The following is a 12,914-nucleotide window of genomic DNA, read 5'->3' on the forward strand; positions in this document are numbered from 1 at the left end:
CTCGCCCATCACTGTCACGCGCTTGGCCAACCACCAGCGGCTGGGGCGCGCGCCTCGCCAGCAATCTGGGTCTCGGCCAGCCTCGCGGCTGACCAGATATAAGGGTTAGAAGTTTTCCGGGGTTTTGGATTTTTCCCGCGCACTGTCGCGGGTGACCAAGCCTTTGGCTACCAGGGTTTTCAGGCAGGCATCCAGGGTCTGCATGCCCAGCGAGCCTCCGGTCTGAATCGACGAATACATCTGCGCTACCTTGTCCTCACGAATCAGGTTACGGATCGCCGGGGTGCCAATCATGATTTCATGGGCCGCCACCCGGCCGCCGCCGACTTTCTTCAGCAGAGTCTGCGAGATCACCGCCTGCAAGGATTCGGACAGCATAGAACGCACCATGGATTTTTCTTCGGCGGGGAACACATCAACCACCCGGTCGATGGTCTTGGCTGCCGAGGTGGTGTGCAGGGTGCCGAACACCAGGTGACCGGTTTCCGCGGCGGTCAGCGCCAGGCGGATGGTTTCCAGGTCGCGCATTTCGCCGACCAGGATGATGTCCGGGTCTTCACGCAACGCCGAACGCAAGGCCTCGGAGAAACCCAGGGTGTCGCGGTGCACTTCACGCTGGTTGACCAGGCACTTCTTCGACTCGTGGACGAATTCGATCGGGTCTTCGATGGTCAGGATGTGCTGGTACTTGGTGCTGTTGAGGTAGTCGAGCATCGCCGCCAGGGTAGTCGACTTACCCGAACCTGTTGGTCCGGTGACCAGCACCAGGCCCCTGGGCACGTCGGTAATCTTGCGGAACACCTCGCCCATGCCGAGGTCTTCCATGGTCAGCACCTTGGACGGAATGGTGCGGAACACCGCACCTGCGCCACGGTTCTGGTTGAAGGCGTTGACCCGGAAACGTGCGACGCCAGGCACTTCGAAGGAGAAGTCGGTCTCGAGGAACTCCTCAAAATCCTTGCGCTGCTTGTCGTTCATGATGTCGTAGATCAGTGCATGCACCTGCTTGTGATCCAGGGCCGGCAAATTGATCCGGCGCACATCGCCGTCAACCCGAATCATCGGCGGCAGACCAGCAGAGAGATGCAGGTCCGACGCGCCTTGCTTGGCGCTGAAGGCAAGCAGCTCAGTGATATCCATGGGACTCCCTAATGACGGTAGAATGCCGCGAACACTAGGCGGCTGGCGCAAGTAATGTCCACGATAGCAGAGAATATTGCAAAGGTCGGAGCACGCATCCGTGAGGCGGCGCAAGCCTCGGGGCGAGATTGTGCATCGATAGGCCTGCTCGCAGTGAGCAAAACCAAACCCGCGACGGCAATTCGCCAGGCCCATGCTGCGGGCTTGCAGGATTTTGGCGAGAATTACCTGCAGGAAGCCCTGGAAAAACAGCTCGATCTGCGCGACCTGCCATTGATTTGGCATTTCATTGGCCCTATTCAGTCGAACAAGACGCGGGCGATTGCCGAGCAATTTGACTGGGTACACTCGGTGGAGCGCCTGAAAATCGCCGAACGCCTGTCCACGCAGCGCCCGGCGCACCTGCCCGCGTTAAACATCTGCCTGCAGGTAAATGTCAGTGGCGAGGCCAGCAAATCAGGCTGCAGCCCCGAAGAGTTGCCGGCATTGGCAAAGGCGGTCAGCCAACTGCCTAACCTGAAGCTGCGTGGATTGATGACAATTCCTGAACCCAGCGACGACCGAGCGACGCAACAGGCCGCTTTTTCCCGCCTTGCTGAACTTCAAACCATGCTGAACCTCGACCTCGACACCCTGTCCATGGGCATGAGTCATGACCTTGAGGCGGCGATTGCCGAAGGGGCGACGTGGGTGCGCATCGGTACCGCGCTGTTTGGCGAGCGTGACTATTCCTGAGTGCAGCTCTACTCGACTCGATATAAAAGGAAACCTCCTATGAATTCTCCCCGCATTGCCTTTATCGGTGCCGGCAACATGGCCGCCAGCCTGATCGGCGGGCTGCGCGCCCAAGGCGTCGACGCACACTGCATTCGCGCCAGCGACCATGGTGCTGAACAACGCGCCAAGATCAGCGCCGAACACGCCATCGAAACCTTCGCCAGTAATGCCGAGGCCATTCAGGGCTGCGACGTGATCGTTCTGGCCGTCAAGCCACAAGTGATGAAAGCCGTCTGCCTGGAGCTGGCCGATCATATCGGCGCGGATCAATTGATCGTGTCCATCGCCGCCGGCATCAGTTGCGCCAGCCTGGAAAGCTGGCTCGGCGCCCGACCAGAGGCGGCGCCTGCGGTCGTGCGCTGTATGCCCAACACGCCGGCGCTGCTGCGCCAGGGCGTCAGCGGTCTGTATGCCAACAGCCGGGTTTCGGCGCAACAGCACCAACAGGCCGAGCAATTGCTCGGCGCGGTCGGCCTGACCTTGTGGCTGGATGAAGAACACTTGATCGATGCGGTCACTGCTGTATCCGGCAGCGGCCCGGCGTACTTCTTCCTGTTGATCGAAGCCATGACCGCCGCAGGAGAAAAACTTGGCTTGCCCCGCAACGTCGCCGCACAACTGAGCGCACATACTGCTCTCGGCGCGGCACGCATGGCGACCGGCAGTGATGTCGATGCCAGCGAACTGCGCCGCCGCGTCACCTCGCCGGCGGGCACCACCGAAGCAGCAATCAAGACATTCCAGGCTGGCGGCTTCGAAGCGCTGGTAGAACAGGCGCTGAATGCCGCCGCGCGGCGTTCCGCGGAATTGGCTGAGCAACTGGGTCAATAAACCACTCGGCCCCTACAAATAGGCCATTAAGGAGCAAGTCATGATCGGACTGAGTACCGCAGCGGTTTATATCCTGCAAACCATCGGCAGCCTGTATCTGCTTATTGTGCTGTTGCGCTTCATCTTGCAACTGGTCAAGGCCGACTTCTACAACCCCCTCTGCCAGTTCATCGTGCGCGCCACCCATCCGCTGCTCAAACCCTTGCGCAAGGTCATTCCCAGTTTCGCCGGGCTCGACATTGCCTCGCTGGTGCTGGCGATCCTGGTGCAACTGGTGCTCATGGCCCTGGTTCTATTGCTGATGGGCAATGGCGTCGGCGATCCGCTGCTACTGCTGGTCTGGTCGATCATTGGCGTCACGGCCCTGTTCCTCAAGGTGTTCTTCTTCGCCCTGATCATCAGCGTGATCCTGTCCTGGGTCGCCCAAGGCAGCCGTAACCCGGCGGCAGAACTGGTGAGTCAAATCTGCGAACCGCTGCTGGCACCAATCCGGCGCGTTCTGCCGGGCATGGGCGGGCTGGATCTGTCGCCGATCGTGGCTTTCCTGATCCTCAACCTGATCGACATGCTGGTGATTCGCAACCTGGCGGTGATGTCCGGCATGTTCAAGGGCCTCAGCCTGGCGATCTGATGAGTTTTTATCGCTGGGACGGCGAGGACCTGATCCTCGACTGCCACCTGCAGCCTAAGGCCAGTTGCGACGAGTTCGCCGGGCTGCACGGTGAGCGGCTGAAGATCCGCCTCACCGCGCCGCCTGTCGACGGTAAGGCCAACGCCAAGTTGCTGGCCTTTGTCGCAGACGCCTTTGCTGTAAGCAAAAGCCAGGTCAGCCTGGAAAGTGGCCAGCAAAGTCGTCAAAAGCGTGTCCGCATCAAGCAACCGCGACAACTGCCCGCCGTGCTCGAACTGACCGCTCGCCCCACCTGAGCGACCATCAGGCCGGATCGAAATACCGGCAGGCGGTTTTTTAACGCAGTATCACCCTTGCATGTAGTTTTCCAGCGACATGCTAGCCAATTGACACCCCCTGCACGCCCCGCATAATGCTTGTCTGCCCGGAGCATCGGCGCCCGCCATGCACTGCCGGGCAGACCCGCGCCGGTAACGGCGCTGCCGCGCCAGCCAGAGGAACGCCAGGATGAGCATGGAACGTCTCAGTCAACAGGTCGATGCCTACGTCGGCTGGAAGCGCGAACTGATGCGCCAGATCACCCGCTACCGCAGCTGGCTGGTCAACAATCGGCTCAGTTCCGAGACGCTGGATGCCAAGCTCGAACGCGCCCTCAAGCTGCTGCGTACCGACCACATCACCCTGGCCTTTGTCGGCGAGTTCTCGCGCGGCAAGACCGAGCTGATCAACAGCCTGTTCTTCTCCGAGTATGGCCAGCGCATGCTGCCGTCCCAGGCCGGGCGCACCACCATGTGCCCTACGGAACTGTTCTTTGACCCCCGATCGGAACACGCCTACATCCGCCTGCTGCCGATCGAAACCCGCGCCACCGAGGCCAGCGTCGCCCAGTTCAAGCGTATTCCCCGGCACTGGGTGAACATCCCGCTGGATCTCAGCGACCCGGACAACATGATTCAGGCCTTCACCCAAGTGACGAAGAGCAAGCCAATGCCGGTGGAACAAGCCATTCAGCTGGGCTTCCACCCTGACACCCTGCAAAGCACCGGTAAATCCGGCGAGGTGCTGGTGCCGGCATGGCGCCATGCCATGATCAACTTCGATCACCCGCTGCTGCGTCAGGGCCTGCGCATCCTCGATACCCCCGGCCTGAATGCCCTGGGCAGCGAACCGGAACTGACCCTGTCGATGCTGCCTAGCGCCCAGGCGATCATCTTCCTGCTGTCCGCCGATACCGGAGTAACCGCCAGCGACATGGCCGTCTGGCAGCAGCATATTCGCCAGCTCGACGACGACACCCAGACCTGCCTGTTCGCCGTGCTCAACAAGATCGACATCCTGTGGGACGACCTGGCGGGCGAAGCCTTCGTACAAAACGCCATCACCCAGATCCGCGACCTCACCGCCAGACAACTCGGCATCCAGCCGGAGGACGTGCTACCGCTGTCGGCCAAGCAGGCGCTGCTGGCCAAGGTGCGCAAGGATCAGGCGCTGCTGACGCGCAGCCAGATGAGTAATCTGGAGAACCTGCTGTGCGAGCGCATCGTCAGCCAGAAAGAACGCCTGATCGAAGACTGTGTAGTCAACCAGGTGCTCGGCCTGCTGCAAAGCAGCCGGCATCTACTCAATCTGCGCCTGGAGAAGGTCACCGAACAGCACGCGCTGTTGAGCAATCATCAGCATGACAACGGCCAACTACTGTTCGAGCTGACCGCCAGAACCAAGGACGACCACAGCCTGCACCACAAGCGCCTACTCGGTCTGAAAACCAACCAGCGCCTGCTCAAGCGCCAAGGCGAGCTGCTGCAGATCGCTGTGCGTGCGGAACGCCTCGACGAACACCTGAATACAGTGCGTAAGAACCTTGCCGGCAGCTGGACCACCCTGGGCATCAACCAGGCGATCCTGAACTTCTTCCGCTCGGTGGAGGATGACCTGGACAGCCTGACGCATGAATCCGAGACGGCCAACAAGATGGTCGCCGCCATCTACCACCGGCACAATCAGGAGAACCCGCTGCAAGGTGTCGATGCACCGCAGTTCAACATCAAACGCTACCGGCGTGAACTCAAACAGCTGCAGACCCAGGCCGACCAATTCCGCCTGCACCTGAAAACCCTGCTGACTGAACAGCGCAGCCTGACCAAACGCTTTTTTGCCACCCTGGGACAAGAGGTCATCGGCCTGCACCAACGCTTGCGGGCTGAGGCCGGGCAGTGGGCCAGCGACGCGCTGATGCCGCTGATGCAGCACACCCTGGAACACAAACAGCTGCTGGAAAGCCACATGCTGCGGCTCAAGGCACTGGCCCAGCAAACCCAGCAAGCCCGTCAGCGCGGCCAGCAACTCAGCGGCTACCGTGACGAACTGCAGCAGCAACTGGCCCAGGCCAGTGAGATGCTGCGCAGCTTGCGCCGTCCAGCACCGATCCAGCGCCAGGGTAAGGTGGTCAACCTGCCAGGCGTGGCACGCCCACACAGCGTCGGCGAATAACCACCCGAAGCGGGCAAGGCTCTGCCAGCAGTCCCGCACGCTTGCCGCACGGGGCGGCGCTCTTTAGACTGCGGCACTTCCTTTACTGCGAGCAGGGTCGATGTCTACTGCCTTTCCCCAAGACTCTGTTGGCCTGGTGACCCCGCAGACACTGCACTTCGCCGAACCCCTGGCGCTTGCCTGCGGGCGCAGCCTGGCCGACTACCAACTGGTCTACGAAACCTACGGCGAACTGAACGCCACGGCGAGTAACGCGGTGCTGATCTGCCATGCGCTGTCAGGCCACCACCACGCGGCCGGCTACCATAGCGCGGACGAGCGCAAGCCCGGCTGGTGGGACAGCTGCATCGGCCCCGGCAAGCCGATCGACACCAACAGGTTCTTCGTCGTCAGCCTCAACAACCTCGGCGGCTGCAATGGCTCGACCGGCCCCAGCAGCCTCAATCCGGCCACCGGCAAACCCTTTGGCGCAGACTTCCCGGTGATGACCGTGGAAGACTGGGTACACAGCCAGGCGCGCCTGGCCGATGCCCTGGGCATCGAGCAGTGGGCGGCGGTGGTCGGTGGCAGCCTTGGCGGCATGCAGGCCATGCAGTGGGCCATCAGCTATCCCGAGCGCATCCGCCACTGCCTGGCGATCGCCTCGGCACCCAAGCTGTCGGCGCAGAACATCGCCTTCAACGAAGTGGCGCGCCAGGCGATTCTCACCGACCCGCAGTTCCATGGCGGGCACTTCCAGGAACAGGGCGTGATTCCCAAGCGCGGCCTGATGCTGGCGCGCATGGTCGGCCACATCACCTACCTGTCGGATGACGCCATGGGTGAGAAGTTCGGCCGCGGCCTGAAGAGCGAAAAGCTCAACTACGACTTCCACAGCGTCGAGTTCCAGGTCGAAAGTTACCTGCGCTACCAGGGTGAGGAGTTTTCCGGACGTTTCGATGCCAACACCTACCTGCTAATGACCAAGGCGCTGGATTACTTCGACCCTGCTGCGGCGTTCGACGGCAACCTGGCCCAGACCCTGGCCGGGGTACAGGCTAACTTTTGCGTGATGTCCTTCACCACCGACTGGCGCTTCTCGCCAGCGCGCTCACGGGAGATCGTCGACGCCCTGATCGCCGCCCGCAAGAACGTCTGCTACCTGGAAATCGACGCGCCGCAGGGCCACGACGCCTTCCTGATCCCGATCCCGCGTTATTTGCAGGCTTTCAGCAGCTATATGAACCGAATCGCAGTATGAGGCGCCCATGAGAGCCGACCTGGACATTATCCAAGACTGGATCCCCGCCGGTAGCCGGGTGCTCGACCTCGGCTGCGGCAATGGCGAACTGCTCGCCTGGCTGGCCGAGCACAAAGGGGTCAGTGGTTATGGCCTGGAAATCGACCCGGACAATATCGCCCAATGCGTCGGCAAGGGCGTCAACGTCATCGAGCAGAACCTCGACAAGGGCCTGGGCAACTTTGCCAGCAACAGCTTCGACGTGGTGGTGATGACCCAGTCGCTGCAGGCCCTGCACTTCCCGGACAAGGTACTGGCGGAGATGCTGCGCATCGGCAAAACCTGCATCATCACCTTCCCCAACTTCGCTCACTGGCGTTGCCGCTGGTACTTGGCGAGCAAGGGGCGCATGCCGGTATCCGACTTCCTGCCGTACACGTGGTACAACACGCCGAACATTCACTTCTGCACCTTCGCCGACTTCGAGCGTCTATGCCTCGCGCAACAGGCTCGGGTGCTTGATCGCCTCGCGGTGGATCGCGACCATCGCCACGGTTGGGCCAGCCGCATTTGGCCTAATCTGTTAGGTGAGATCGGCATCTACCGGATCAGCGGACCGAGCACCAACTGATTTATCGGCAACCAGGCAACATTGAGGAGAACCACCATGCGCCGCATCGCCCTACTGTTTATAGCCCTGTGCCTGAGCCTGCCGGCACTTGCCGAACGCAAGCAAAGCTTCGGCGACCTGGACGTACACTACATCGCCTTCAACTCCAGCTTCCTGCAACCGGATATCGCCGCTGCAGCGGGCCTGAACCGCGGCAAGAAACAAGGTGTGCTGAATATCGCGGTGCTCAAGGCTGGCAAGCCGACCGCAGCCGTAGTCAGCGGCGAGATGCGCAACCTGCTCGGCCAGGTTCACAGCCTGAGGTTCAAACAGGTGAGCGAGGGCGAAGCCATCTACTACCTGGCCCAGTTCCCTATTGAGCAGCAGGAGCTTCTGCGCTTCAGCCTGAAAATCCAGGCCACCGGTGGCACCACGCACAGCCTCGACTTCAACCAGGAACTGTTCCCAGACTGATGATCCAGCTAAGCGAACTCGTACTTGCCAGCCATAACGCCGGCAAACTCAAAGAACTCCAGGCCATGCTCGGCGCCGCCGTAAAGGTCCGCTCGATCGGCGAGTTCAGTGCCGTTGAGCCCGAAGAGACCGGCCTGTCGTTCGTTGAAAACGCCATTCTCAAGGCGCGCCATGCGGCGCGGGTGTCCGGCCTGCCGGCGCTGGCCGATGACTCTGGCCTGGCGGTGGATTTTCTCGGCGGCGCGCCGGGCATCTACTCGGCACGCTATGCCGATGGCCAGGGTGATGCGGCGAACAACGCCAAACTGCTTGAGGTACTCAACGATGTGCCGGACGCCCAGCGCGGCGCCCAGTTCGTCTGCTGCCTGGCTTTGGTGCGGCACGCCGAAGACCCACTGCCGATCATCTGCGAAGGGCTCTGGCACGGACAGATCCTGCATGCCGCGCGTGGCGAGCACGGCTTCGGCTATGACCCGCTGTTCTGGGTCGCAGAACGCGACTGCTCCAGCGCCGAGCTGGCGCCCGCTGAGAAGAACCAACTGAGCCATCGCGCCCGCGCCATGGCACTGTTCAAGCAGCGGTTGGGGCTGGCATGAGTCCAACACCCTCACCCCCAGCCCCTCTCCCAGAGGGCGAGGGGAGCCAAAGCGGCTTCGAGCTGCCGCCGCTGGCGCTGTATATCCACATCCCCTGGTGCGTGAAGAAGTGCCCGTACTGCGACTTCAATTCCCACGCCGCCGGGCCGACGCTGCCGGAACAGGAGTACGTCGACGCCCTGCTCGCCGACCTCGACCATGACTTGTCGCAGGTACATGGCCGGCCGCTGACCTCGATTTTCTTCGGCGGCGGCACCCCCAGCCTGTTCTCGACCAAGGCCCTGGGTCGTTTGCTCGAAGGTGTGGAGCGCCGCGTGCCCTTCGCCGACGATATCGAAATCACCCTGGAAGCCAACCCTGGCACCTTCGAGCAGGCCAAGTTCCGCGACTACCGTGCGCTGGGCATCAATCGCCTGTCGATTGGCGTGCAGAGCTTCCAGGCCGCCAAGCTCAAGGCCCTGGGCCGCATCCACGACGGTGACGAGGCGATTCGCGCCGCCGACATGGCCCGCGCCGCAGGCTTTGACAACTTCAACCTGGACCTGATGCACGGTCTGCCGGATCAGTCCATCGAGGATGCCCTGAGCGATTTGCGGATCGCCATCGCCCAGGCACCGACCCACCTGTCTTGGTACCAGCTGACGGTGGAGCCGAACACGGTGTTCTGGAACCAGCCGCCCGTGATGCCCGAGGACGATATCCTCTGGGACATCCAGGAGTCCGGCCAGGCGCTGCTGGCCGAGCACGGCTTCGTCCAGTACGAGGTCTCCGCCTACGCCCAGCCCGGCAAGGCGGCGCGGCATAACCTCAACTACTGGAGCTTCGGCGACTTCCTCGGCATCGGTGCCGGCGCCCACGCCAAGCTGAGCAACCCGCAGGGCGTGATCACGCGTGGCTGGAAAACCCGCCTGCCCAAGGATTACCTTGATCCCGGCAAAGCCTTCAGCGCCGGCGAACGCCTGCTCGGCCCGGACGAACTGCCCTTCGAATTTCTGATGAATGTGCTGCGCCTCACGGACGGCGTCGCCAGCACGCTGTTCACCCAGCGCACCGGTATGCCGCTGACGCTACTGGCCGCTGCTCGCGAGGAAGCCATGCAGCGCGGCCTGTTGCACCGTGACCCGGCACGCCTGGTCGCCACCCGCGAAGGCCAGCTGTTTCTCAACGACCTGCTGCAACATTTTCTACCCTGACCTGCTGTGCGCCACGCGGCGCTAAGGACTCCGCTTGGATCTGCTACTCGACCTGATCGCCACCCTGTCGCGCTGGAGCCGCGGTCACCTGCACGAGATCGCCCTGGCCATCATGGCCACCCTGCTGGTGCTGTTCGGCCCGGGCATCAACGCCTGGGTGCAACGCAGCATCGGTGGCCTCAACTTCATCTTCCGCACCCTGATCTTCGTCCTGATCTGCGCAGTCGGTTACGGCCTGGCGATGGTGTTCATCACCTCCTGGCTGGCCCAGGGCCTCGGCCACTTCAACAACTACACCCTGGCACCGGTGTTGCTGCTGGTGTTCTTCCTGATCGGCGTGCTGGCGGATCGCAGCTGAGCAGGGATTTGCTAGCGCACCCTCTCGCACTGATCCCTTCAGGCTTCCAGTGCGTGTACAGTGAATCGAGAAGCTGCCGAGCACTGCGCTCGACATAAGATTCGAGCAGCGACATCGCAGTGATACAAGGCATACCTTACCCAGATACTGGAGGCACACACGCCATACATCGAGTGACCCGCTCGCGCGCGATCACCCGCATGGCGGTTGTTCCAACGGCGCTTGGAGCTTTTTCCGCTAGCGCTCGCGCTGGAATTTCAGATCCCAGACGCCATGACCCAGGCGCTCGCCGCGGCGCTCGAACTTGGTAGTCGGCCGCTCCGGCGGGCGCTCCACGCAACGGCCATCGGCCGCCAGGTTGCGGTAACCGGGCGCTACATTCATCACTTCCAGCATGTATTCGGCATAGGCTTCCCAGTCAGTCGCCATGTGCAAGACACCACCTACTTTGAGCTTGGTCCGCACCAGCTCGGCGAACGCCGGCTGGACGATGCGGCGCTTGTGATGGCGCGACTTGTGCCAGGGATCGGGAAAGTACAGCAGCAAGCGGTCGAGACTGGCATCGGCCACGCAGTTGCGCAGCACTTCCATGGCATCGCAGCTGTAGACCCGCACATTGCCGATGTTTTGCGTCATCAGGCCGTTGAGCAAGGCGCCGACACCTGGCGAGTGCACCTCGACGCCGATGAAATCCTGCTCGGGCGCTGCAGCTGCCATTTCCAGCAGGGACTGGCCCATGCCGAAACCGATTTCCAGGGTACGCGGGGCACTGCGGCCGAACACTGCATCGAAATCCGGGGCGCCTGCATCCAACTGCAAACCAAATTTGGCCCAGCCTTGGTCGAGGCCGCGCTGCTGGCCTTCGGTCATGCGCCCGGCACGCATCACGAAACTCTTGATCGCGCGATGCTTGGAGGTGTCTTCAGCCGGCTCGGGCTGTTGCTGCAAATCAGTCATGCTGTGCTCGTTACTTGATAAGGCCATCCAGCGGCGAGGAGGCGCTGGCATAGAGTTTCTTCGGCATGCGCCCGGCCAGATAGGCCAGACGACCGGCTTCGATCGCGTACTTCATGGCTTCGGCCATCATCACCGGGTTTTGCGCATGGGCGATGGCGCTGTTCATCAGCACCGCCTCACAGCCCAGCTCCATGGCGATGGTGGCATCGGACGCAGTGCCGACACCGGCATCGACCAGCACCGGCACTGTGGCTTCCTCGAGGATGATGCGCAGGTTATACGGGTTGCAAATGCCCAGCCCAGTGCCGATCAGGCCGGCCAGCGGCATCACCGCGATGCAGCCCATCTCGGCCAGGCGGCGGGCGATGATCGGGTCGTCGCTGGTGTAGACCATCACGTCGAAACCGTCCCTGACCAGCACTTCGGCGGCCTTGAGGGTTTCGATCACGTTGGGGAACAGGGTCTTCTGGTCGGCCAACACTTCCAGCTTGACCAGCTTGTGGCCGTCGAGCAGCTCACGGGCCAGACGGCAGGTGCGCACCGCCTCATCAGCGTCGTAACAACCGGCGGTATTGGGCAGGATGGTGTAACGCGACGGCGAAATCACGTCGAGCAGATTCGGCTCACCCGGGTTCTGGCCAATATTGGTGCGGCGCACGGCGACTGTGACGATCTCCGCCCCCGAGGCCTCGATGGCCGCGCGGGTCTCGTCGAGATCCTTGTACTTGCCGGTGCCGACCAGCAGACGCGACTGATAGGTCCGGCCGGCCAGGGTAAAGGGTTTGTCGCTACGTACTTGGCTCATTGCAAACTCCTAGCTGGGCGCCTGATGACAGGCCTTTGAAAATGTAGCGCGCGACGACTGTGCCGCAGCGTATCGCAGGACTCGCATTCAAGACCGAGTCAACACGCCGCGGTTCTCAGCGGTCGGTTAGCCGCCACCAATCGCGTGCACCACTTCGACCCGGTCACCTTCACCAAGAGCGGTGGCGGCGTACTGGCTGCGCGGCACTATATCCAGGTTGAGCTCGACCGCGACCCGGCGTTCAGTCAGATCGAGACGGACGATCAGGTCGGCAACGGTGGCGCCATCGGTCAGTTCGAATGATTCACCGTTCAACTGAATACGCATAACGGAGCAGTCACATCTTAGTAAGGGGCGGGCATTCTAGCCCGATCACGGACGATGACCAAGACCAAAGGGCGCCATTTGTCCAGCATTCTGACTTTCCGGTCAGGCCAGCGTCGACCGCCAGACTCAGCGCCCAGTGAGCCGCCAGCCTGCCAGGCCGAGGCACAGCCAGCCGCCCAGAAAGGCCATACCGCCGAACGGCGTAATGATGCCGAGCCCAGTAATGCCGCTGAGAGTCAGCAGATACAAGCTGCCAGAGAACAACAGAATGCCCAAGGCGAAACAGCCGCCGGCCAGATTCACCAGGCGACTAGGCGCCTGCAGCGCCAGCAAGGCCACACCGAGCAGTGCCAGGGCGTGGATCAACTGGTAGTGACTACCTGTCTGAAATACCGCCAGGTACTCAGGACTGAGCCGACTTTTCAGGCCATGGGCAGCGAAGGCGCCGAGGGCCACGCCAGTGAAACCGGCCAAGGCAGACAGCAACAACCATAGACGCGCCATGC

General features: G+C 62.1%; 16 protein-coding genes. 11 read left to right on the forward strand and 5 right to left on the reverse strand.

The genetic code is table 11. The features are described from left to right. Nucleotides 1-105: 105 nt before the first annotated feature. Nucleotides 106-1,140, reverse strand: coding sequence for a type IV pilus twitching motility protein PilT (locus tag Q8K09_RS20985; RefSeq protein ID WP_172148722.1), 1,035 nt, complete (start codon nt 1,138-1,140; stop codon nt 106-108). Between the two features lie 54 nt (nt 1,141-1,194). Between Q8K09_RS20985 and Q8K09_RS20990 the strand changes: the two genes are divergently transcribed. The 11 genes from Q8K09_RS20990 to Q8K09_RS21040 all read left to right on the forward strand — a co-directional run bounded on the left by Q8K09_RS20990 (nt 1,195) and on the right by Q8K09_RS21040 (nt 10,319). Then, nucleotides 1,195-1,875, forward strand: a complete 681-nt coding sequence (locus tag Q8K09_RS20990) for a YggS family pyridoxal phosphate-dependent enzyme (RefSeq protein WP_305256944.1) — start codon at nt 1,195-1,197, stop codon at nt 1,873-1,875. A 39-nt stretch (nt 1,876-1,914) separates the two neighbouring features. After that, the gene (gene proC, locus Q8K09_RS20995; protein ID WP_305256945.1) at nt 1,915-2,748 is read left to right on the forward strand and encodes a pyrroline-5-carboxylate reductase; all 834 of its coding nucleotides are present in this window, start codon (nt 1,915-1,917) and stop codon (nt 2,746-2,748) included. Nucleotides 2,749-2,788: 40 nt separating this feature from the next. Beyond that, nucleotides 2,789-3,379, forward strand: a complete 591-nt coding sequence (locus tag Q8K09_RS21000) for a YggT family protein (RefSeq protein WP_305256946.1) — start codon at nt 2,789-2,791, stop codon at nt 3,377-3,379. Continuing rightward, nucleotides 3,379-3,675, forward strand: a complete 297-nt coding sequence (locus tag Q8K09_RS21005; RefSeq protein WP_305256947.1) for a DUF167 domain-containing protein — start codon at nt 3,379-3,381, stop codon at nt 3,673-3,675. The genes Q8K09_RS21000 and Q8K09_RS21005 overlap by 1 nt, the downstream gene beginning before the upstream one ends. Nucleotides 3,676-3,886: 211 nt before the next feature. Further along, the gene (locus Q8K09_RS21010) at nt 3,887-5,869 is read left to right on the forward strand and encodes a dynamin-like GTPase family protein (protein ID WP_305256948.1); all 1,983 of its coding nucleotides are present in this window, start codon (nt 3,887-3,889) and stop codon (nt 5,867-5,869) included. 100 nt (nt 5,870-5,969) lie between these two features. Next, nucleotides 5,970-7,109, forward strand: coding sequence for a homoserine O-acetyltransferase (locus Q8K09_RS21015; protein WP_305256949.1), 1,140 nt, complete (start codon nt 5,970-5,972; stop codon nt 7,107-7,109). Between the two features lie 7 nt (nt 7,110-7,116). Next, nucleotides 7,117-7,719, forward strand: coding sequence for a methionine biosynthesis protein MetW (gene metW, locus Q8K09_RS21020; protein ID WP_305256950.1), 603 nt, complete (start codon nt 7,117-7,119; stop codon nt 7,717-7,719). 36 nt (nt 7,720-7,755) lie between these two features. Then, complete coding sequence (locus Q8K09_RS21025; protein ID WP_305256951.1) at nt 7,756-8,172, forward strand: DUF4426 domain-containing protein; 417 nt, start codon at nt 7,756-7,758, stop codon at nt 8,170-8,172. Further along, nucleotides 8,172-8,768 carry an RdgB/HAM1 family non-canonical purine NTP pyrophosphatase gene (gene rdgB, locus Q8K09_RS21030; protein WP_305256952.1) on the forward strand — a complete coding sequence of 199 codons (597 nt, stop codon included), beginning with the start codon at nt 8,172-8,174 and terminating at the stop codon, nt 8,766-8,768. Before Q8K09_RS21025 ends, rdgB begins: the two co-directional genes overlap by 1 nt. After that, nucleotides 8,765-9,961 carry a radical SAM family heme chaperone HemW gene (gene hemW, locus Q8K09_RS21035; RefSeq protein WP_305256953.1) on the forward strand — a complete coding sequence of 399 codons (1,197 nt, stop codon included), beginning with the start codon at nt 8,765-8,767 and terminating at the stop codon, nt 9,959-9,961. Before rdgB ends, hemW begins: the two co-directional genes overlap by 4 nt. Before the next feature lie 34 nt (nt 9,962-9,995). After that, nucleotides 9,996-10,319, forward strand: a complete 324-nt coding sequence (locus Q8K09_RS21040) for a DUF3392 domain-containing protein (protein ID WP_305256954.1) — start codon at nt 9,996-9,998, stop codon at nt 10,317-10,319. Nucleotides 10,320-10,556: 237 nt separating this feature from the next. Here Q8K09_RS21040 and trmB read toward each other — a convergent pair whose 3' ends face one another. The 4 genes from trmB to Q8K09_RS21060 all read right to left on the reverse strand — a co-directional run bounded on the left by trmB (nt 10,557) and on the right by Q8K09_RS21060 (nt 12,912). Then, nucleotides 10,557-11,276 carry a tRNA (guanosine(46)-N7)-methyltransferase TrmB gene (gene trmB, locus Q8K09_RS21045; protein WP_305256955.1) on the reverse strand — a complete coding sequence of 240 codons (720 nt, stop codon included), beginning with the start codon at nt 11,274-11,276 and terminating at the stop codon, nt 10,557-10,559. 10 nt (nt 11,277-11,286) lie between these two features. Further along, a complete protein-coding gene (locus tag Q8K09_RS21050; protein WP_305256956.1) occupies nt 11,287-12,081 on the reverse strand; it encodes a thiazole synthase in 795 nt (264 codons plus the stop codon). A gap of 126 nt (nt 12,082-12,207) precedes the next feature. After that, the gene (gene thiS, locus Q8K09_RS21055; RefSeq protein WP_305256957.1) at nt 12,208-12,408 is read right to left on the reverse strand and encodes a sulfur carrier protein ThiS; all 201 of its coding nucleotides are present in this window, start codon (nt 12,406-12,408) and stop codon (nt 12,208-12,210) included. A gap of 126 nt (nt 12,409-12,534) precedes the next feature. Then, nucleotides 12,535-12,912 (reverse strand): DUF423 domain-containing protein, encoded by a 378-nt coding sequence (locus Q8K09_RS21060; RefSeq protein WP_305256958.1) that lies wholly within the window; start codon nt 12,910-12,912, stop codon nt 12,535-12,537. Nucleotides 12,913-12,914 lie beyond the last annotated feature (2 nt).

Origin of the sequence: Pseudomonas sp., assembly GCF_030683065.1 — a bacterium.
Classification (GTDB): domain Bacteria; phylum Pseudomonadota; class Gammaproteobacteria; order Pseudomonadales; family Pseudomonadaceae; genus Aquipseudomonas.